The sequence below is a fragment of the Geitlerinema sp. PCC 7407 genome, assembly GCF_000317045.1.
GTDB lineage: Bacteria > Cyanobacteriota > Cyanobacteriia > PCC-7407 > PCC-7407 > PCC-7407.
Genome location: NC_019703.1, coordinates 3,640,441 through 3,660,329 on the forward strand (window position 1 = coordinate 3,640,441; position 19,889 = coordinate 3,660,329).

Here is a 19,889-nt window from a genome sequence, read left to right on the forward strand (position 1 = left end):
CTGCCAGGGTGAAGAGAATTGGCAGACACCGGAGGTTTCCAGGGAGGGCTTGGGTTGCGGCGAGCGATCGGCTCCCGCGAAAGCCCTAGGGGATAGTGTAGGGGGTTTTGGGGATCGCTAGCTTCTTGAAAAAGACTCAAATAGAGATCTTTGAGGCGCAAAAGACACAAAAAGGGCGATCGCCTTTCCGGAGAGGCGATCGCCCTTGAGAGCTGGCTCTGCTCTGGCCTAGGCAGAAATGCGTTCTGTCATCAGGTTTTCAAGCAATCGACGCAGGTCATCCCGACCCTTGAAGCCATCTAGGCGGTGGCTCACTCGGCCATTCTCAAAGAACAACAGGGTGGGCAAATTGGTTAGACGATAGGTGTTCGCAAGTTTCAGATTTTCGTCGGCATTGATCCCGATCAGCTTAACTTGACCGGCCCACTCAGCCTGAAAAGCCAGCAAAAGCGGATCGATGAACCGACACAGACCACACCAAGGCGCCCAAAAATGGACTAGCACGGGAACCGGAGAGGCTAATACTTCTTGCTTAAAATCTTTTTCGCTAATAGAAGACACTGAAAACACCATGATCCCTCAGATTTTATTATTCAGTATCTGGTTGGGATCATGCTACCAGGGGACGTAGCTTGTCACCTGAACCATCCACGGATGGGCCCACCAGATCAAGCCGACGAAGGCAATCACCCCCAGATAGGCGGGGCGTAGAAACTCCTTTAATTCTAGGGTTTGACGGCCTTGCCAGATGGCGAGGAACGGAATCACCGAGGTGCGAGCTTTGGCCGCGTCGAAGGCTTCGCCGTAGCGCGCTTTGAGGCGGCGATCGCCGTGCCAGACGCTAAACAAATGATGCAAGATCAGGCCCGTCGAGGTGACCACCATAAAGGAGGTGCCCAACCACAGCGTATGGGCCACACACCAGATGATCTGGCCGACCATTTGCGGATGACGGGTGATGCGGATAATGCCGGTCTCGTAGAGACGCACCTGGGGCTTTTCGATCGCGGCGATCTCGAGCAGATTGAAGGTCGCCGGATAGAGAAAGAAGAAAGACAGAAAAGACAGACTCCAGATGACAGCCGGAATCCACGGCAAGCCTTGGAGGTTCCAGAGCTGCAGGCCGTCATAGCGATGGTTGAAGAAATAGATAATCAGCGTCAGGGCCAGGGGAAGGCTCACCAAGGCAAAGAGAATTCGGTAAAGGCGAGGACCAATGCGCTGCTCCCCCCAGGGACGGAGGGCTGCTAGGCCGCTATGGGCGATCGCAAACCCCACTAAAAGGCCAAATATCACAAAGTGGCTGGGAGTGAGCCAGTCAAGCATGACACCGAAGTTCCGTGGAAAGGGTTAGAAGAGTAGGTCGATCTCTAATTGTCGCAGATCGACGGTGTACAGCATACTCTGAGAGCCCTCGACGGTGGCAAGCATCAGGCCAGCGGGGTGAATGGGGGCGATCGCCGTTGGATTTGGCGGTCCAGCAATCCAGCCCACCTCACGCCCCACCTCATCCAGCAGCAAAATCTCCCCGGCCCGGCTCACCAAAATGTAGCCCCACGTCATCGCCGCCATGAAAGCCGGCACCCAGGGAGTGGACAAACGCAAAATGCGAAAGGGCTTGAGGTCGAGAATCACCAAAGACTGGGGCTGGTTTTGCTCCGTTGCCATCAGGCGGTAGGGCTTGGGTGTGAGGACCAGGCGATCGATCAAGAGGGGCGTCGACAAGGTGCCCAGATGCTGGCCGCGGCGACTAAAGCCTTCAAAGGTAGTCCCCACAGGGCGATCGCCCTCTCGCTTGGTGGCCATCGCAATGCCGTGATGACGATCGACCGCCAGTAGCTGCTGGGGCGATCGCTTGAGGGCCAGATGATGGCGGTGATTGAGCTTGGGGCCGTCGTAGATCGTCAGGTCCGCTGCGCTCTGGTCGGGGCGGGGGCTGGCCATTGCCAACCAGCGACCCTGGGCTTCCCAGGCCGTCAGGGCCTTGGGCTCTAGCCACACCCGCCGGTTCACGGTCCAGCCTTGAGCCGGATCGCGGCTGATGCTGTAGGCCGCCTGCTGGGTCAAGGCCAAAATGCCTTGTTCCTGGGGCGCGATCGCCTCCACCACCTCCGGCACATTGATTTGCTGCGTCCGGCCTCCCGCCTCAGACCAGATGCCCTGGGGAAACTGCTGGACCGAGAGCATCGGCCCCGTAGCCCAGTAAATGCGCTCCCCAATGGGCGTTGCTGGCCCGGACGGCACCAGGCGGGGCTGGTCTACCACAATCTGCTGGACTGGCAGCCACTGCACCTGCTCCTGAGCCGCCTGGAAGGGCTGGAGCGATCGCGCCGGCTGGGGCCGAAACAAATTTCCAGGATCTTCTAGATCCATCAGGCCATCGGCGATCGCCGCTGCCTGGAGCGCCTGGGACATCTCCAGCGCCGACGGAAAGCGCCGTCCGGGAAGCTTTTGGAGCGATCGCCGCACCACCGCCGCAATTTCTGTCGGCATCTCCGGCGGAATCACCAGCGACTGATTGAGATGGGCCGACATTAAATCCGACGGCGGCCCCGAAAACGGACGCCGTCCCAGCAGCAGCTCAAACAGCAGCACCCCCACCGCATAGAGATCCGACGCCGGAGAATACTGGCCATAGAAGCGCTCTGGGGCCATGTAGGCAGGCGATCCCGTATTGTTCGAGCCCTCCAGGGTCGCGATTTCTTGGCTCAGCCGCGCGATCCCAAAATCCGTAATCTGGGCCAGCCAGCCCGTCGGCGTCACCCGCAGCAGAACATTCTCAGGCTTGATGTCACAGTGGACAATGCCCTGAGCGTGGGCGTGGGCCAGACCCGCCAGCACATCCAGCACCAGACGCACCACGTGGACCGGTTGCAGCGATCGCTCCTCCTGCATCAGATCCCGCAGCGTCCCGCCCTCGCAATAGTCCATCACCAGGTAGCGCCGAGTCTGCACATGCTCCAGCGCCTGACACGTCACAATATTCGTGTGGCGCAGGCTCAGCAGAAACCGCAGCTCTCGCAAGAACTTGTGAGTCGGGAAACGCCGGCGATCGAGCTCTTTGAGCGCCACCAGGCGCCCCGTCTTGCGGTGGATCGCACAATACACCCGGCCAAACTGACCTTGGCCGACGAGTCCCAGCAGCCGGTACTTCGAGCGCTTCAGATCTTGAGTGCCGCCATGGGACACCACCGCTACGCTTGGGCACACAGGCTTTGCATGATCACGGCATGATCTTGCTTTTGCTCCACCAGCGCCTCCGCTGGCCGCACCCGCGGCTCTAGCCCCAGCACAAAGCGATTGCAGTCAGCGCCCTGGGACTCACAGGTCGTTTGCACACAGTGAAGCTCGCGCCCCGTCAGCTGACTAAAGAAGGTGCTCAGCACCCCCGCCTCCAGGTAGCAAACCGGGTGGGGGCTGTCGAGCGCATGGCGCGCAAAGGGAGAATTCCAGATCTGGATCACCAAAAATCCATTCTTTTGGTAGCTCTGATCCAGGTCGATCTTGCCCCAGCCGTGGGTCACCCAGCACTGCTGCAACGACTGCAAAAACTCGATCATCGGCATATCCGCAACTGCCTGGTTGTAGTAGCTCGAGAGCTCCTCGCAAAAGCGACTGTAGAAGCTCTTGCCCCACCAGCGGCCACAGTTGAACAGCACAAGACGCGAGGCCATCCCGGTTTCGCGATCGAGGCCCGCATAGATCGCCCTAACAAGAGTCTCTGGCATCGCCAGCAGGCGATCGCCCCGGCGGTTTTCGAGGAGGCCGAGCTCTAGATCGCTGCGAACATAGGCATCCGCCGCAAAGTAATTGCCAGGAATTCGATTATCAACAAGGAGATCGGCGACAGAAATCATAGGACAATTTCAGTAAGATAGGGCAGCTCAGGACTGAGCCAGTAAATCTTGGACCACTTTGATGAGCGGCTGAATGAGCGCTGCCTGTTGCGGCGGCAGACGCTGATCGAGCTGCTGGCTCAGTTGGCGATAGAGAGATGTATCAATGGCGTGGGTATCGTAGACCTTGCTGGTCTGATCGAGCCATCCGCGAACGCGATCTTGGAGAAAAGATTCGTCGTTGAGCAGCATGGCCATCGCGCAGTAGCGCAGGGCCAGCAAGCCGTTTTTGATGCTGCGCTCGAGTTTGTCGACGGGCACTTGGGGAAATTCGCGCTGGAGCTGATCAGCAATGGGCTGCATGATCTGGATTTCGTGATCGCGCAGGGTGCGGTAGACATCCAGGCGGCTGGGCACAGAGTCCACGTACTGACTGAGGACATTCAGCTCTTCCGGCATCAGATAGCGACTTTCGGCGTCTTCAAAGAGCGCTTCAATTTGCTTGTGCATAACAACCTGGGCAGTTAGATGAGAAAACGACGGTGATCGAGAATCCCAACCTCACCCTAGAAGAGGCTGGAAAAGTCTTCTAGGGTGAGGTTGCTGGCGGGAGAGCTGTCGTCGAAGCTGATATCTGCGATCGCCGATGGGGGGGCGATCGCGCCTCCATCCCACGGAATCGCGCCGAGGAACTGGCTCACGGGCAGGGACAGATCCAGCGACGTCACGGCCCCGTGGCGCACGGCTTGCTTGATGTCTTGGATCTGCTGGGACTGATTGTCCCAGTTGATGCCCTGGAAGAATTCCTGGACCGAGGCGGTTAGCCACGCTTCGGTGCGCGGAGTGCCTCCGTTTTTTGTTGCTAGCGTCCCAACCATATCTACCCCAGCCGGTCTCCGGCGCGTAACCGTTTTTCGATGTCGCGGGCGGTGGCGCCTTCATTGAGCCAGAAGTTGGCTGCGTCGATGCGATCTTGCCCGCCGAGCAAGAATTTGCAGTAGGTTTCTCCCATGGAGTAGCACTGGATCTCGATGCAGCTGAGCTGCTTTTTGATCAGCTCTGTGAAGAATCCAGCGAAGAGACCGGCATAGATGTAGCACACGGGTTTGCCAACATCGCCGAGGGTGCGGGCAACGGCGGAGTCAAACAGGTTGATGAACATAAATCCCTGTTTGCGATCGCCCATATCGACTTCCCAGCGCCCCCAGCCCTGGGAGGTAAAGGGCCACCACCAGGTCTCTAGGAGAAACATCAAGTTGGTTTGACGAATGCTGCGATCGAACTCTTGCTCAAACCACTTGGCGAAGAAAAAGGCGTCCCGCTGGCCCCACTCGCAGCCAATGGTGTACATGATGGCCGCCGAGGCATCGCCGACTTCTTCTTCGAGCCCCTCGACTAGACCAATGATGAAGTCCTCACTGGTGAGCACGTTCTGGCTGTTGTTCCAGTCTGTGAGGGTGCCGTGCTCCAGGTCAAAGTGAAAGAAATCCCGAAATCCGTAGTGGTTGTGCTTTTTGGGGTATTTCCGCTGGGGGGTAGATTGATTTGCAATCACCATGATGGGCGTCTCAACCGATGGGGTGTTGGAGAGAGGACTGAGCAGTCGAGGAATCGCGATCGCGGTGACCCGCTCTAGCCACTGCCGGGGTGCGAATCACCCCCGAGACCCTGGACAGAACCGGACCGGAGCTAACCGCTACTCTCCCCGAAAAATCGCTGTAAACCTGATGCCTAGGGCTGTGGGCAATCCAAGCCGCTTTGCGTCCTTATTCTAATCAGGAGGGCCTTGGGCCATTGAACAGTTGTTACCAATGTTTAGCTTGGTGAAGTCCTGTCCTCGGGGCACTTGGCGTCTCTATGCTTCATAGTTCCCCGGCGATCGCGAATCTAACGCAGAGACGCAGGAAACCCAGAACGCAAGATGCTCTTCGCAGCGGCGATCGCCCACTATCTAATATCAGTATTACGAGATACCCAAAACTTTTAGGCCCAAGCGAACATAGAGCTACCTGGCACCGCTCAAGACTCCTTTAGCGCCCCATCGCTGCTTTCGCCCCGCCACGATCCAGCCGTGGAGACTTCTACGGCCTCTCTTCACTCCCCAAACTCACCATGGCTGCACTGAAATACGCCTACTTTCCCGGCTGCGTCGCCCAAGGCGCCTGCCGAGAGCTCTACCAGTCGACCCAGGCCATCACCCAGGCCCTCGGCATCGAGCTCCTAGAGCTCAAAAAAGCCTCTTGCTGCGGCTCAGGCACCTTCAAAGAGGACTCGCAGTTTTTGGAAGACACCGTCAATGCCCGCAATATTGCGCTGGCCGAGGAGTTGCGCCTGCCGCTGCTGACCCACTGCAGCACCTGCCAGGGGGTGCTCGGCCACGTGGACGAGCGCCTCAAAGAGCTCCAGGTTTCTGATCCGGGCTACGTGGAGCGGGTCAACGGCATGCTGAAACAAGAAGGCTGCTCGCCCTACCAGGGCAGCACCGAAGTGCGGCATCTGCTGTGGGCGCTGGTGGGCGACTACGGACTCGACAAGCTGCGATCGCGCGTCATGAAGCCCCTCAAAGGCCTCAAATGCGCCGCCTTCTACGGCTGCTATCTCCTGCGGGCCCAAAAACATCTGCCCTTCGATGATCCCTACGCGCCGGAGTCTCTAGAAAATCTGTTTCGGGCCTTGGGGGCAGAGCCGGTCTACTACCGAGGGCGCACCCAGTGCTGCGGCTGGCCGCTGTCGAGCTACGCCACAGACCAGGCCTTCAAGATGGCGGGCAATCACCTCCAAGAAGCGATCGCAGCAGGAGCCCACTGCATCGTCACCCCCTGTCCACTGTGCCACCTCAACCTCGATTCTCGTCAGCCCGAGGTCGCCGCCGTCCTCGGCAAATCCCTTGGACTCCCCATTTTGCATCTGCCGCAGCTGATCGGCTTGGCCCTCGGCATTTCTCCCCAGGTCTTGGGTCTGTCGCGCCACATCGTCTCGACCCATCCCGTACTCAAAACTTTGGGACACTAGGGCGCTGGTCAAAGGCTGTCCAGCGCGATCGCCCTCATCCCCCCTCCCAACATAGAAGCCCCACAGGTGGCACAAAAAGTCCGCACAGATGGGGCTAGAGACGCAGTTAGGAGGTATCTTCTTGACATCCCACGTTATCGGCAGAGTTTCTAAATGGCCAGTACTTTTAATAAGTTCTTAACGATACTCCCGAAGCCGGTTTACGCTGGGCACAAATTTTTCATAGCAGGCTTTTAAGGCGCGCTGCTTGGGCTCAACATTCCGATTAACGCAAGTTTTCAGCGTATATTTACGGAGTTGAGCAGCACAGAGGTATCGAAACGTTTTCCCAACGTGAGCAGAGCGCCCTAAAACAACAGCGCCATTCCTTCAAGCAAAAGCGCAGATTGAACGCGATCGCCCTCAAACCCCGCCCAAAAGCAAGACTTTGATCGCAGTCCGGGAAAATCTTGTGATAAATAAGAGTTTAGCCAACTCGTCGGAAGCCTCAGACCATCACTATATTCAGGCTGGCGCAGGGCCGATCGGCGGTCGATCCAAGGGCTTCAACATCCCTGCGATCGACAGACGGCGCATGGGTTCTCTTCTTGCAGCGTCTTGGCCACTGACCGTACTTACAACGCTCTAACATGTGCTACTTTTTTCGTCCAGACAACCTGATCTTGACTTAAGCCGCGCCAGAACCCTGATTGAGAGATACTGTTACCCCCGCACGGGTTCATCGACCGAAGCTCATCGCAGCTCATACAGTGAACCTTGACAATCTGGAATACGGGGTTCCGTTCAGCAGCAGAACGATGCATCGTCGCCTCTGTGGACGGGTAAAATTCCAGCAGTATCTCGGAGTTGAACATCTTTTGGATGCTTCCGGCGCGGAGGGACAGCCCGTGTCGTCAATAAAGCTCAGGAAACGCCCGATGGGATACCAGGGGTCACTGAGAAGCCCGCACATACCCGTGTGAGACTCTGTCAATCCCCTCCCAATGTTGCACCCCTTTCACAGTAGCTTTGGAGCGTTGTTTCGGCTCTGGCCCAACGACCCTCCAAACCTTTATGGGACTGTTATCGGCCTCAGGAGGCACGTACTTGGGTGCTATCAGAGGCTTCATGCACGTCCTTGCTGAGCTTACTGACCACCCCAACTGCGTAGATATCCTGCACCATGCCCATTCTTCTCACCCTCCGCCGAAGTCTCGTATGAACAATTCCCTCCCTACGCGTGGGCAACTCGAACGAAATCTTTCTCAAAAAATTCAGGCTTTTTACCGCACAGAATTGGGTCATCAACCGAGCAAAGTGACTTGTCGCATCTTTGACGACAAAGTTGTTCTGATTCTCGAAGACTCAATTACGCCGCCAGAGCAGCTGCTCGCTGACAAAGGACGGGAGGCGATCGCTGAGCAGGTCCGCGCAGATCTCAATGCAGTCTTGGGCCCCCAGCTCAAAAGCATCATCGAAGAAATCATGGGTGAGCAAGTTGTTGATTTGCTCACAGATGCCAGGATCGATACCGGCCGCACAGGCACGATCGCCATTTTGAAACAAGCCCCAGCCGTGCGCAGCTCACGGGCCGAGACTCGCAGTGAGGCTTAGCTTAGGTTGAATCAACCTAAGCTCAAGTTGAGCTTAATTCAAGCTGAATCAAGGCGATATTTAGGCGATCGCCAAGGTCATTTCAGCTAGCGATTTGAGACCTGATGGAGGCGCAAATGTCGGCGCACCGTCAGGTCTAAATCTTCTAATAAATAGGGCTTACTCAAGTAATCATCACACCCGAGCTGAATCAGCTTTTCGCGATCGTCTGGACTCGCCAAAGCTGTTACCGCAATAATGGGAATCTTGGCCGTCTTAGGATGTTTTTTCAGAATATCGAGCAGCGCTTCCCCATCTAGCACTGGCATGACAATATCCAGCAAGATCAGGCTGGGCGGGTAGCGATCGATCAGCGCCAAAGCCGTTTCTCCATCCGCAGCGCTAATCACTCGGTAGCCAAACAGCTCTAAAGCGCAGGAAGCTAGGATCAGGTTGTCCTCATCATCATCTACCGAAAGAATGAGAGGCTGACTAAAATCTTGCTCCCAAGCTTCATCATTCGGTAAGTCCAAGTACATTACCTTGTCCCTATCAGAAGTTTTCGCGGGGCACTACGGTTAAAAGCGCTCAATGAGGCACTCCCGAAGCGGCTCGATGGCGCTCATCTGGGGACTGGCTCGCTGTTAACTACAGCTCAACAAGCACGTTCACTCACAATGACATAGGCGGATATGAAGATTATGTCATCCGCTTTGCAAAACAGGGTTAAAACTTTAAAAAAATCAGTATGTTCCCATGAATTCTAATTGTGTTGTGCAGTAGAAGCTGATGCGTATGCATCGGTTTGTACATCAATTTTCAAGCACCTTCGGTCTGAAGATTAAACTTTATCGCTGACGCAATCGATAGATTATCCCCTGGTATGGCCTTTGAGGGTCCAAATTGCCACTATTTGGCCCTTCTTCGGAGTTAGTTGGTTGCTCTAGGATCTCCAGAGTGTCTTCGGTCAGGGAGATCCGGAGGGTGTCCGGTAGAGGGCTGGTTGTTTCGGGGTCGAGAGCGCACGGGTTGGTGCGGCGGCCAACAAACGCATCTCCTTCACGCACAAAGTTGTAAAGACACACCGAAAAGACGTCGGGGCTGATCGCAGCCAGGGAGGGACGCTGCGGCCCTTGGCAACTCACTGCGGCAGCGGGTTGGGGCGGATAGAGCAGGGCCTGGAGGGAGCCGGTCTGGGTGCGCTGGAACCAGGCAAAGCGCTGGAACTGGAGGCGATCGCCTTCGCGTTTTTCGAGGAACAGCAGGGGCGAGGAGAGGGAGGAAATGCCGTCTGGGCGAACAACGCAGCCTTCGTAGGTGGCTTCTGGCTGTCCCTGCGCCACAAAGGCCCCATGCAGTCGGCGGGCGATCGCGTCTACCTCTGCATCGCGACTAGCTGGGTCGAGACGCCGGAACTGGTAGGACTCGTCTTGAGCCCCCCAGACCTGCTGACCCGCCGCGTCAAAGCCGCGATCCCAGGTTTCCATGCGATCGGCTTCGAGGACAATCTGGTTGGTGACGCGGGTCGCCCCTCGGAAGTTTGAGGGGCATCCCTCCGGAGGCGTCGCCCCCACAAAGCGATCGCCCGCAGGCTTGAGATAGACCTGGCACAGCGGCGAACCGAGGTCAGCGAGGCGCACCTGGCGCTGGGCGAGGGGCTTTTGGCAGAGACCGACCCAGGGGGCCAGTTCGGGGGGCTTCCAGGCCGTCGACTCGACCGACTGGCTGGCGGGGTACGGGGCAATGCGCAAAAATCGCTGGCGATAGGGCTGCTCAGGGTTGAGGGCGATCGCCTGCTCCTGATAGAGAAACGAGACTCCCGGCGCGGGCGCGGCATCAGTGACGGTCACCGGACAGGTCACCATGCGCACATCCGCCACGCGGCGACTGGTCAGGGCCTGATGGACCGTGCTGAGGGTGCCAACCAGACGATCTGCGACCTCTGTGGCCTGCTCCTCGAGGGGCGCTGCTTGGGCGATGCTCGGCGGCGCGATCGCCCCCATCTGAAGGGCGATCGCCATCCCCAGGGCACCAATGTTGGGTCTTCCCATGGCCCTTCCTCCACTAATCTTGGGCCGATTCTACCTCGTCAGCTGCCGGGTGGAAGTAGTCATAGATCTGCTGGGCCAGCCGTGGCCCGATTCCTGGGACCGTTGCTAGCTGAGCTGGCGTCGCCAGACGGATATAGTCAATGGAGCGAAAGGTCGAGAGGAGCTGCTTTTGGCGATGGTGGCCGAGGCCCGGAATGTCGTCGAGGCGCGATCGCCGCATGCGATCGCTGCGCTGCTGGCGGTGAAAGCTGACCGCAAAGCGGTGCGCCTCATCCCGCAACCGCCGCAACAGCTGTACTCCCGGCTGCTCCGCCTCCGTCACCAGGGGCAGCGACTCCCCCGGCAAAAACACTTCCTCGCGCTGCTTGGCCAGGCTGACCACCCGCAGCTCTTCCAAGACATTGAGCTCTCGCAACACCGCCACCACTGCCGACAGCTGCCCCTTGCCGCCGTCAATCATGATCAGATCCGGCCAGTCCGGATTGCCAATGCGCTGCAAAGCAGGGTTCTGGGCGTAGCGGCGAAAGCGGCGGCCAATCACCTCCGCCATACTGGCGAAGTCGTCGGAGTGGCCCGATCGCACCGTCGGATTTTTGATTTTGTAGTGGCGATAGTGCTGCTTGGCGGGCAGGCCGTCCACGAACACCACCTGGGAGGCCACCGCGTCCGAGCCCTGGACGTGGGAAATGTCGTAGCCCTCGATGCGGTGGGGCAGATCGGGCAGATCCAGGATTTCTGCCAGGTCCTGCATTGCTTGATTATTGCGCTCCGCAAAGCGCTGATTGCGCGCCAGCTCGTAGCCCGCGTTGCGCTCGACCATTTCGATTAGGTCGGCCTTGCCTTGGCGCTGGGGCACCCCGATCGACACCCGCCGCCCCCGCTGCTCGCTCAGAAACTCCGCCAGCATGTCCCCTTCGGGCAGCTCGTGCTGGACTAGGAGCTCCGTCGGAATCTCCACCGGGTCGACGGTCTGATAGTGCTCCTCCAGCACCCGCTGCAAAATTGCCCCCGGCGTCCCAGACTGGGCGTCGGCCACGAAGCCCAACCGGCCCACCAGGCGACCGGCCCGCACCTGAAAGAGCTGGACGCAGGCGTGCTGATCGTCCGCCATCAGGGCGATCGCATCTCGAGAAATCGTGTCGTCCGGCAGAGCGACCTTTTGCTCAGCGCCCAGGGACTGCAGCGCCTGAATCTGATCTCGCCGCCGGGCCGCCAGCTCAAAGTTGAGCGTCTCAGCGGCCTGCTCCATCTGCCCCTGGAGAATCTCCACCAGCTCCCGAGTGCGCCCCTGGAAGATCATGGCCACTTTTTGCACCGTCTTGCGGTACTCCTCGGGCGAGACCAGAGCCTGACACACCCCGGGACAGCGGCCAATGTCGTAGTTCAGGCAGGGGCGGTCTTTGAACAAGGGCTGGGGCCGCTGGCGCAGGGGAAAAATGCGCTTGACCAGGTGCAGCGTGCTGCGCAGCAGATGGGTGTCGACGTAGGGGCCATAAAAGCGATCGCGGACACCCCGAAGCGATCGCCGCCGGGTAATGAAAATCCGCGGATAGTCCTCCGACCACGTGATGCAGAGATAGGGATACTTTTTGTCATCCTTGAGCAGCACATTGAAGTGGGGCTGGTGCTGCTTGATCAAGTTAGCCTCAAGGGCCAGGGCTTCCGCCTCGGTATCCGTGACAATGAACTCAATTTCGGCAATCTGGCGCACCATCAGGGCGATGCGGGGATTATGATTCTCGAGATCGCGAAAGTAAGAGCGGACGCGCGATCGCAGCTTTTTAGACTTGCCGATGTAGAGAATGCGGTCTTCGCCGTCGCGCATGAAGTACACCCCCGGCTCTGGGGGAATCTCCTGCAGACGGGCCTCGAGGCGCGCAGGATCTTTGAGTAGCGGGCAGTTTGGGGCAGCTTGGGTCACAGCAGGTACAGGCGCGATCGCCAGCGATCGCCACACAACAGGAACAGGCAGATCCTCCCCATCGCAGCGCGATGGCTGGTGCCACCCTTCCCATCTTAAAAAACTTTGTGGCGGGCGATCGCCCTTCGGCAAACCAAAGGGACGCCCCTTGCGAAGCGTCCCTTAGATCAATCAACTGTCCGTGGCGTCAGCTCTAGCGGAACATGCTGCTCACCGAGCTATCCTCGTGGATGCGCCAGATCGTTTCGCCCAACAGATTGGCCACCGACAAAATCGTCAATTGCTTGAAGCGCTTATCTTCCGGGACCGGCGTCGTATTGGTGATGATGACCTCTTCAAACAGGCCCTCCTCCGAGAGGCGCTCCGTCGCCGGCGGCGAAAACACCGCGTGGGTCGCGCAGGCGTACACCTTGCTGGCCCCTTCTCGGCGCAGCAGGCGCGCACCCTCACAGATCGTCCCAGCCGTGTCGATCATGTCATCAACCATGATCGCCGTCTTGCCCTCGACGTCCCCGATCACATTCATCACCTCAGCCACGTTGTGGGCCTGGCGGCGCTTATCAATGATGGCCAAGGGAGCGTCGTTGAGCTTCTTGGCAAAGGCGCGGGCACGAGCCACACCGCCCACGTCCGGCGACACCACCACCACATCAGAGAGCTGCTTGGTCGCCAAATAATCCAAGATCACCGGCGAGCCGTACACGTGATCAAACGGAATATCAAAATAGCCCTGGATCTGAGCCGAGTGCAGGTCCATTGCCAAGATTCGGCTAGCCCCCGCCTGGGTAATCAGGTTGGCAACCAGCTTGGCCGTGATGGACTCCCGCCCCGCCGTCTTGCGATCGGCTCGAGCGTAACCATAGTATGGAATCACTGCGGTGATCTGCCGCGCCGAGGCTCGGCGGCAGGCATCAATCATGATCAGCAGCTCCATGAGGTTGTCATTCACCGGGAAGCAGGTCGGCTGGATGAGATAGACGTCACAACCTCGAATCGATTCCTGAATTTGAACGTAGAGTTCGCCGTCAGCAAACCGCTTGCGAACCATCGGTCCTAGGTCCATGCCTAGATAGCGGGCCACTTCCTGAGCAAGAACAGTGTTGGCAGAACCACAAAACAGCCTGAGGCGATTATTTTCGGTAACCGTTGTCAGAGCAGGCTGAGGCGTCAAAGTTGCAGAGCGGATCACAACAAACCCTCGAAGCGCATTCATGGAAATATTATCACTACTAACTTGGAAACATCCCCTAGAGTTTTTACGAGTTTTATTTGTTATCTTTCGACAACAAGCCTAGGAACGTCAGCCAAGAGACCGATGTGTTTCCGGAGATTTTTTCAAGGGAGAATAAGCCCCTTATTCAAGGCTTCGGCAGGGGCTTAGGAGAAGATATAACTATTAGGAGAAAATCACTAATGCGATGACGCCGTAAAGCAGACACCTAGTGATTTACGACATTTTTCAGTCGGAAGTTTCTCGCAATTTTCGTTAATAAGTATAATTTCTGATTGAAGATTGCGATCGCGCCGATAGCTCTTTGCTGCTGATTGGAGCGAAGAATTTTAGGAGAGCTGAGGTCAATTTTTGGGTCCGGCCTTGTCCACTTTGAACAGGGACAAACTACTCCTTTCTAGAGCTAAAAATACACGTTTGGGTTGCCAACAATGACTTTGAAAGATCGAATTAGTGAAGATATTAAGACGGCAATGAAGGCGAAAGATAAAGTTCGCCTAGAAACAGTCCGCAGTATCAAGAAGTTGATTCTTGAGAGAGAAACTATCGTTCGTCCTCAAGGGCAGGAGTCTCTCACCGAAGAGCAAGAGATGGAGGTCCTGACTCAGCTAGCGAAGCAGCGACGCGATGCAATCGAGCAGTATCGTCAAGCGGGTCGCGACGACTTGGCCGCTACTGAGCAGCAGGAGTTAGCCATTATTGAAGAATACCTCCCCCAGCAGCTTTCTGACGAGGAAATCCGCGAGGCGATCGCGGCGATTATTGCAGAGGTCGGGGCCACATCGGTCAAGGATCTGGGCAAAGTCATGGGTCCAGCGATGCAACGACTCAAAGGACGTGCTGACGGAAAAACGGTACAGCGCTTTACGCAAGAGGCCCTCAAGGGCTAGTGGTATCAGTCGGCCAAAACCCGCTTACCTTTATTTTGGCGATTTTGGCTTGGGTTGCCCACCTAGATCCTTGGGAAGGCAATATCTTGCCTCAATGGCCAGAATTTGAGGGCGATCGCGCCTGCAAGGGGGCTTTCCTCGCGCTAAGTTTTGGTGGGAAAGCCCCGGCCATTTCTGGCGATGCAGTAATGTTGGGAATCGGGGGCATTTCGATTGAAGCCTGCTTTTAGGGCGATCGCTCGGCCCTTCGTTTTGCTCATTGTGCTCATCTTTCGCTGATTGCTCCTATGCAACCGCCGCTGCCGCCCGGAACGATCCTGCAAAATCGCTATCGACTGCTTCAGGTGCTTGGCCAAGGAGGGTTTGGCCGGACCTACCTAGCAGAGGATCAAGGCCGCTTTAATGAGCGCTGCGCGCTCAAGGAATTCATGCCGCCCCAGGCGGGCTACGCCCTGGAGAAAGCCAAGGAGCTTTTTCAGCGGGAGGCGGCGATCTTGTACCAAATTCAGCATCCCCAGGTGCCGCAGTTTCGGGCCACCTTTGAGCAGGATCAGCGGCTGTTTTTGGTGCAAGACTATGTGGAGGGCAAGACCTACCGGGACTGCCTCGAGGAGCGGCGGGCTCAGGGACAGCGCTTTTCGGAAGGAGAGATCGAGCAGCTCCTGCGGCAGCTGCTGCCGGTGCTGGCCCACATTCACAGCAAGGGCATCATTCACCGAGACATCGCGCCAGACAATATTATTTTGCGGGAGGGCGATCGCCTGCCGGTGCTGATCGACTTTGGCGTGGTGAAGGAAGCGGTCACGCGGATGCAGTCGCCCGACACCCAGCACCAAGCGACCACCGTCGGCAAGGCAGGCTTCGCTCCCAGCGAGCAGCTCCAGACGGGGCAAGCCTATCCCAGCAGCGATCTCTACGCGCTGGCCGTTACGGCGGTGGTTCTGCTGACGGGGCGCGACGCGGGCGAGCTCTACAACGATCGCATGTTGACCTGGGACTGGCAGAACTACGCCCCGGAAGTCAGTCCTCGCCTGGCCCAAGTGCTCAACCGAATGCTGAGCCACAAACCGGACGATCGCTATCAGTCGGTGCGGGAGGTGGTCGAGGCGCTGCAATCGGCACAAGCAGCGGGATCGCCGCCGCCAGTCGCCTCTGCGCCCCAGCAGTACCCACCGCCGGCCTCAGCGTCCACTTCTACAGCCGCCCCAACGCCAGCACCGCCGCCTCCCCCAACCCAAGTTTCGAGTCTGCCGACCCAGGCGATCGGTCGTCCCCTAGAGAGCGAAACCCAGATCACCCGAGGCGCTCGGCGTTCTCGGAGCGGAGCACCGGTGATTCAGGAGAGCTCGTTTTGGGATGATCCCCTGGCGGTGACGGCCGTTGGCACGGGCTTGGTCTTGCTGACGGGCTTCGGGTCTTGGGCCGCAGTGAGCTTTTTGATGGGCCAGCCCAGCCCGACTCCCTCGCCCACAACGCCCCAGGTTTCGGTGACGCCCCTCAGCCCCAGCTCGACCCCAGCAAGCCCCACGACGTCACCCAGCCCGTCTACGCCAGTCCTTTACAGCAAGCGCTTGACCCTCAAACCGTCAGAAACCGTGACCGAGAGCGACAGCCTGCGAGCCAATGAGACTGTTGACTACATTGTTGAGGGGGAACAGGGCCAGACGCTGAATGCCTACTTGTCGGGGGAGGGGGTGCTGATGAGCGTTTTGGGCCCCAACCGTCAGCTGGTGGGCGATCGCTCCGATCGCGTGTCTCTCTGGCAGGGTGAATTGCCCTTTACGGGCGAGTACACCCTGCGGCTGCGCACGGTCCAGGGACTTGCCGAAAGCGACTATCAGCTGGAGGTGTCCCTCGAAAGTCCCCCGCCCTCGCCTAGCCCCAGTTCGCCAACTCCCAGTTCGCCGCCCCCGACTTCGCCGCCGCCAACCTCCCCGTCGAGCTCCCCCGAGCCGATTTACAGTGAAGAAGTCCTCGATCTGTTTGGGACTGGGGAAACCCTGAACTTGACTGGGCGCACCACTCCGCAGCGGATTCAGCGCTACCGAATTGAGGGGCCACCCGGCAAAATCCTGGATGTGCGGGTCGCTTCTGGCCCGGTTTCTCTGACCATTCGCTATCCCGATGGCACAGTGGTCGAAGACGCCGCTGGACTTCTGGAGTGGAGCGCCGAGGTCCTCTCCAGCGGGGGATATCTGGTGGACGTTCAGGCAGACGAGGCGACTGACTTTAGACTGGAGGTTAGCCTTGCAGCCCCTGAGTCCCCGCCTAGTCCGTAGGTCGGGACGATATGTCGTCCTGGATATTGGCTTGGCGCTGAGCTGAGTCGCTGGCTGTTTTGTTTTTCCGTTCAGGCATAACTTTGAGCGCACTTCTAATTTCGGGCACCGATACTGGTGCGGGCAAAACGATTTTGACGACGGCCCTGGCTGCTTACTGGCAGCACTATTTCCCGGCCGAGCGATTGGGGATTCTCAAGCCGCTCCAGTCGGGAGAAGGCGATCGCGAATGGTACAACGAGCTGTTTGGGCTGGACTTAGCAGAGGTCAATCCTTTGCACTTTGAGGCGCCGCTGGCACCGCCGCTGGCCGCCGCCAAAGAAGGCGCTGAGATCAAGCTCGAAAAAGCCTGGGCAGCCTTTGAGGCGCTCCAGCAGAGCCGAGACTGGGTCCTAGTGGAAGGGGTGGGCGGCCTCGGTTCGCCGATCACTTGGGAAACGACGGTGGCGGATCTGGCGTGGGACTGGCGGCTGCCGACGGTGCTGGTGGTGCCGGTGCGGCTAGGGGCGATCGCCCAAGCAGTGGCCAACGTTGCCTTGGCGCGCCAGAATCGCCTGCACCTCAAGGGCATCGTCTTGAACTGCCCGACCCCCTGCTCCAAGGAGGAAATCGCCAACTGGGCGCCTGCGAAAATGATTCGATCGCTGACGGGGATTCCGGTTTTGGGCTGTCTGCCCTTCCTGGCCGATCCGAAGGACCGAGAGAAGCTGGTGCAGAGCGCCGCCGCCCTGGATCTCGAGCGACTGCTGCCAATGCTGCCAGCCTAGGCGCAACGGCATGCGAGCCGCAGAAGGGCGTGCTAAGTTAACCGATAAATTCAGGTTTTTTCTGGGTCACGTCTTGGAACACTGCGGTGTTCTGGGACTAGAGCCGCTTATCCCCACCGTCTGCGATCGCTGCCCCCGGTATCTGGATCTTTCTCCATGGTTGCCACCACCGCCGAAGCCAAATCCTTTCACCCCGCCGCTATCCGGCCTGAAATTCAGGCCCTCCAAGACTCCCTTGTCCAGTGGCGGCGCCACTTGCACCAGCGTCCTGAGCTGGGATTTCGCGAAGTCCAAACTGCGGCCTTTGTGGTCAGCAAGCTCCAAGAATGGGGAATTGCTCACCAAAGCGGCATTGCGCAAACCGGCGTTGTAGCGGTGATCGAGGGCGATCGCCCGGGTCCGGTGCTCGGCATCCGGGCAGACATGGATGCCCTACCGATCCAAGAAGCCAACGAGGTGCCCTACCGATCCCAGCACGACGGGGTCATGCACGCCTGCGGCCATGATGGCCACACCGCGATCGCCCTCGGCCTCGCCCACTATCTGACCCATCACCGCGATCGCTTTCAGGGCACCGTCAAGCTGATCTTTCAACCCGCCGAAGAAGGCCCCGGAGGCGCCAAGCCCATGATCGAGGCAGGCGCCCTCCAAAATCCCAGCCTCGACGCCATCATCGGCCTGCACATCTGGAATAACCTGCCCCTGGGCACCGTCGGCGTGCGCAGCGGTCCGCTGATGGCCGCCGTTGAGCTCTTTCGCTGCACCATCCTCGGCAAAGGCGGCCATGGCGCTCTGCCCCACCAAACCGTCGACTCCATCGTGGTTAGCGCCCAGATCGTCAACGCCCTGCAAACCATCGTCGCGCGCAACGTCAACCCCATCGAGTCCGCCGTGGTCACCGTGGGCGAGTTCCACGCCGGCACCGCCATGAACGTCATCGCCGACACCGCCCGCCTCAGCGGCACCGTGCGCTACTTCAGCCCCCAGTACGACGGCTTCTTCAAGGACCGCATCGAGCAAACTGTCGCCGGCATCTGCCAAGGCTTTGGCGCCCAGTACGACCTCGACTACTGGAAGCTCTATCCCCCCGTGGTCAACGACCCGGCGATCGCCGACCTCGTGCGCTCTGTGGCCAGCGCCGTCGTCGAAACCCCTGCTGGCATCGTGCCCGAATGCCAAACCATGGGGGGCGAAGACATGTCCTTTTTCCTGCAAGAAGTCCCCGGCTGCTACTTCTTTCTCGGCTCCGCCAACCTCAGCCAAAACCTCGCCTACCCCCACCATCATCCCCGGTTTGACTTTGACGAGACCGTGCTGGGCGTCGGCGTTGAAATCTTTGCGCGCTGCGTTGAGGCCTTTTGTCGCTGAGGAGAGCATCCCCATGGAGAACACCGCGCCGACCCTAGTCCCTGGCCTGCTGCGCCGGGTTCACCACATCGCCTTTAATGTCAAAGACCTGCAAGCCTCCCGCCAGTTCTACGGAAATCTTCTGGGGCTGCGGGAGCTCCAGGCCGACGAAGTGCCCAGCACCCTGGCCGAGCTTTTCGCGGCAGGAAAAGTCGCTAACTTCGTCACCCCAGATGGGACGATCATCGACCTGTTTTGGAAGCCGGACCTCGAGCCGCCCCACCCAGACCCCGGCCAGGCTTTCACGCGCACGAGCCACCTAGCCTTTGACATCGCGCCGGAGCACTTTGATCAGGCCGTCGCTGTCTTGCGGCAAAACGCGATCGCCTTTGATCACGGGCCTGTCATCCGGCCCACGGGCCGCGGCGTCTATTTTTATGACCCCGACGGCTTCATCGTCGAAATTCGCTGCGATCCCCTAGAGAACCCCAGCAGCAAACCTGCCTAAAAGCGATCGCCCCCATTGGGACCACAGGATTCTCTGCCGGGGCGATCGCGCTTTCAGATAAGATGATAAGAATGTGTAAAGCCATGCAAACTACCAAGGCATCTTTAAGAGCCTTGCAAGGTTGCTTGCGTCTAGGCTAGCTTATCTTGTCTGACCCTCAACCGGTCTGAGCCTAGATCACCTGATTGCAGATGCCGCACCAACGAGGAAGCGTTATGAGCCAAGAAGATATTTTTAGCCGCGTTCAAAAAATCGTTGCCGACCAGCTGAGCGTAGAGGCTAGCGAAGTCAAGCCCGAGTCTCACTTCGCCAACGATCTGGGAGCTGATTCTCTCGACACCGTAGAACTCGTCATGGCGCTTGAGGAAGAGTTCGACATCGAAATCCCCGACGAAGCCGCCGAAGGCATCGCCACTGTTCAAGCTGCCGTTGACTACATCAGCGAAAAATCAGCGGCTTCTGCCTAAGCTGCTCT

Annotated in this window: 19 protein-coding genes; 8 read left to right on the forward strand and 11 right to left on the reverse strand. The window is 58.5% G+C overall.

Going from position 1 to position 19,889, the window contains the following annotated elements:
* Positions 1-228 precede the first annotated feature (228 nt).
* From GEI7407_RS14695 to GEI7407_RS14725, 7 genes are read right to left on the reverse strand one after another with little or no spacing between them, the layout of a single operon-like run.
* A complete protein-coding gene (locus GEI7407_RS14695; RefSeq protein WP_015172989.1) occupies positions 229-573 on the reverse strand; it encodes a co-chaperone YbbN in 345 nt (114 codons plus the stop codon).
* A 42-nt stretch (positions 574-615) separates the two neighbouring features.
* Positions 616-1,326 (reverse strand): NnrU family protein, encoded by a 711-nt coding sequence (locus GEI7407_RS14700; RefSeq protein ID WP_015172990.1) that lies wholly within the window; start codon positions 1,324-1,326, stop codon positions 616-618.
* A 24-nt stretch (positions 1,327-1,350) separates the two neighbouring features.
* Complete coding sequence (locus GEI7407_RS14705) at positions 1,351-3,210, reverse strand: serine/threonine-protein kinase (RefSeq protein WP_190274146.1); 1,860 nt, start codon at positions 3,208-3,210, stop codon at positions 1,351-1,353.
* Complete coding sequence (locus GEI7407_RS14710) at positions 3,195-3,857, reverse strand: V4R domain-containing protein (RefSeq protein WP_015172992.1); 663 nt, start codon at positions 3,855-3,857, stop codon at positions 3,195-3,197. Before GEI7407_RS14710 ends, GEI7407_RS14705 begins: the two co-directional genes overlap by 16 nt.
* Before the next feature lie 27 nt (positions 3,858-3,884).
* The gene (locus GEI7407_RS14715; RefSeq protein ID WP_015172993.1) at positions 3,885-4,346 is read right to left on the reverse strand and encodes a hypothetical protein; all 462 of its coding nucleotides are present in this window, start codon (positions 4,344-4,346) and stop codon (positions 3,885-3,887) included.
* A 56-nt stretch (positions 4,347-4,402) separates the two neighbouring features.
* Positions 4,403-4,714, reverse strand: a complete 312-nt coding sequence (locus GEI7407_RS14720; protein WP_015172994.1) for a hypothetical protein — start codon at positions 4,712-4,714, stop codon at positions 4,403-4,405.
* A 2-nt stretch (positions 4,715-4,716) separates the two neighbouring features.
* Positions 4,717-5,394 (reverse strand): V4R domain-containing protein, encoded by a 678-nt coding sequence (locus GEI7407_RS14725; RefSeq protein ID WP_015172995.1) that lies wholly within the window; start codon positions 5,392-5,394, stop codon positions 4,717-4,719.
* A gap of 554 nt (positions 5,395-5,948) precedes the next feature.
* Here GEI7407_RS14725 and GEI7407_RS14730 point away from each other — a divergent pair.
* Together GEI7407_RS14730 and GEI7407_RS14735 are read left to right on the forward strand one after the other, a co-directional pair.
* Positions 5,949-6,848, forward strand: a complete 900-nt coding sequence (locus GEI7407_RS14730; RefSeq protein WP_015172996.1) for a CoB--CoM heterodisulfide reductase iron-sulfur subunit B family protein — start codon at positions 5,949-5,951, stop codon at positions 6,846-6,848.
* A gap of 1,197 nt (positions 6,849-8,045) precedes the next feature.
* A complete protein-coding gene (locus GEI7407_RS14735; protein ID WP_015172998.1) occupies positions 8,046-8,441 on the forward strand; it encodes a DUF2294 domain-containing protein in 396 nt (131 codons plus the stop codon).
* Positions 8,442-8,527: 86 nt separating this feature from the next.
* On the opposite strand, the gene GEI7407_RS14740 is transcribed toward GEI7407_RS14735, so the two are convergent.
* The 4 genes from GEI7407_RS14740 to GEI7407_RS14755 form a co-directional block, all read right to left on the reverse strand.
* Positions 8,528-8,959: a response regulator gene (locus GEI7407_RS14740; protein WP_015172999.1), complete on the reverse strand. Its 432-nt coding sequence runs from the start codon at positions 8,957-8,959 to the stop codon at positions 8,528-8,530.
* A 309-nt stretch (positions 8,960-9,268) separates the two neighbouring features.
* On the reverse strand, positions 9,269-10,471 hold the full coding sequence (locus tag GEI7407_RS19685; protein WP_015173000.1) for a chromophore lyase CpcT/CpeT: 1,203 nt from the start codon (positions 10,469-10,471) through the stop codon (positions 9,269-9,271).
* A 13-nt stretch (positions 10,472-10,484) separates the two neighbouring features.
* On the reverse strand, positions 10,485-12,392 hold the full coding sequence (gene uvrC, locus GEI7407_RS14750; RefSeq protein ID WP_015173001.1) for an excinuclease ABC subunit UvrC: 1,908 nt from the start codon (positions 12,390-12,392) through the stop codon (positions 10,485-10,487).
* Positions 12,393-12,585: 193 nt separating this feature from the next.
* Complete coding sequence (locus GEI7407_RS14755; RefSeq protein WP_015173002.1) at positions 12,586-13,605, reverse strand: ribose-phosphate pyrophosphokinase; 1,020 nt, start codon at positions 13,603-13,605, stop codon at positions 12,586-12,588.
* Between the two features lie 449 nt (positions 13,606-14,054).
* Here GEI7407_RS14755 and GEI7407_RS14760 point away from each other — a divergent pair, with 449 nt between their 5' ends.
* From GEI7407_RS14760 to acpP, 6 genes are all read left to right on the forward strand, one after another.
* On the forward strand, positions 14,055-14,513 hold the full coding sequence (locus GEI7407_RS14760; RefSeq protein ID WP_015173003.1) for a GatB/YqeY domain-containing protein: 459 nt from the start codon (positions 14,055-14,057) through the stop codon (positions 14,511-14,513).
* A gap of 287 nt (positions 14,514-14,800) precedes the next feature.
* The gene (locus GEI7407_RS14770) at positions 14,801-16,792 is read left to right on the forward strand and encodes a serine/threonine-protein kinase (RefSeq protein WP_015173004.1); all 1,992 of its coding nucleotides are present in this window, start codon (positions 14,801-14,803) and stop codon (positions 16,790-16,792) included.
* Positions 16,793-16,875: 83 nt separating this feature from the next.
* Complete coding sequence (gene bioD, locus GEI7407_RS14775; protein WP_015173005.1) at positions 16,876-17,559, forward strand: dethiobiotin synthase; 684 nt, start codon at positions 16,876-16,878, stop codon at positions 17,557-17,559.
* A 156-nt stretch (positions 17,560-17,715) separates the two neighbouring features.
* Positions 17,716-18,927, forward strand: a complete 1,212-nt coding sequence (locus tag GEI7407_RS14780) for a M20 family metallopeptidase (protein WP_015173006.1) — start codon at positions 17,716-17,718, stop codon at positions 18,925-18,927.
* Positions 18,928-18,940: 13 nt separating this feature from the next.
* A complete protein-coding gene (locus tag GEI7407_RS14785) occupies positions 18,941-19,414 on the forward strand; it encodes a VOC family protein (RefSeq protein ID WP_015173007.1) in 474 nt (157 codons plus the stop codon).
* Positions 19,415-19,629: 215 nt separating this feature from the next.
* On the forward strand, positions 19,630-19,881 hold the full coding sequence (acpP, locus tag GEI7407_RS14790) for an acyl carrier protein (protein ID WP_015173008.1): 252 nt from the start codon (positions 19,630-19,632) through the stop codon (positions 19,879-19,881).
* Positions 19,882-19,889 lie beyond the last annotated feature (8 nt).

Coding starts and splice junctions, on each gene's coding strand:
- GEI7407_RS19685 (WP_015173000.1), bottom strand. CDS start 10,471: ATGGGAAGACCCAACATTGGTGCCCTGGGGATGGCGATCGCCCTTCAG.
- GEI7407_RS14710 (WP_015172992.1), bottom strand. CDS start 3,857: ATGATTTCTGTCGCCGATCTCCTTGTTGATAATCGAATTCCTGGCAAT.
- GEI7407_RS14785 (WP_015173007.1), top strand. CDS start 18,941: ATGGAGAACACCGCGCCGACCCTAGTCCCTGGCCTGCTGCGCCGGGTT.
- GEI7407_RS14770 (WP_015173004.1), top strand. CDS start 14,801: ATGCAACCGCCGCTGCCGCCCGGAACGATCCTGCAAAATCGCTATCGA.
- GEI7407_RS14720 (WP_015172994.1), bottom strand. CDS start 4,714: ATGGTTGGGACGCTAGCAACAAAAAACGGAGGCACTCCGCGCACCGAA.
- acpP (WP_015173008.1), top strand. CDS start 19,630: ATGAGCCAAGAAGATATTTTTAGCCGCGTTCAAAAAATCGTTGCCGAC.
- GEI7407_RS14700 (WP_015172990.1), bottom strand. CDS start 1,326: ATGCTTGACTGGCTCACTCCCAGCCACTTTGTGATATTTGGCCTTTTA.
- GEI7407_RS14735 (WP_015172998.1), top strand. CDS start 8,046: ATGAACAATTCCCTCCCTACGCGTGGGCAACTCGAACGAAATCTTTCT.
- GEI7407_RS14715 (WP_015172993.1), bottom strand. CDS start 4,346: ATGCACAAGCAAATTGAAGCGCTCTTTGAAGACGCCGAAAGTCGCTAT.
- GEI7407_RS14695 (WP_015172989.1), bottom strand. CDS start 573: ATGGTGTTTTCAGTGTCTTCTATTAGCGAAAAAGATTTTAAGCAAGAA.
- GEI7407_RS14760 (WP_015173003.1), top strand. CDS start 14,055: ATGACTTTGAAAGATCGAATTAGTGAAGATATTAAGACGGCAATGAAG.
- GEI7407_RS14755 (WP_015173002.1), bottom strand. CDS start 13,605: ATGAATGCGCTTCGAGGGTTTGTTGTGATCCGCTCTGCAACTTTGACG.
- GEI7407_RS14740 (WP_015172999.1), bottom strand. CDS start 8,959: ATGTACTTGGACTTACCGAATGATGAAGCTTGGGAGCAAGATTTTAGT.
- GEI7407_RS14725 (WP_015172995.1), bottom strand. CDS start 5,394: ATGGTGATTGCAAATCAATCTACCCCCCAGCGGAAATACCCCAAAAAG.
- GEI7407_RS14780 (WP_015173006.1), top strand. CDS start 17,716: ATGGTTGCCACCACCGCCGAAGCCAAATCCTTTCACCCCGCCGCTATC.
- GEI7407_RS14730 (WP_015172996.1), top strand. CDS start 5,949: ATGGCTGCACTGAAATACGCCTACTTTCCCGGCTGCGTCGCCCAAGGC.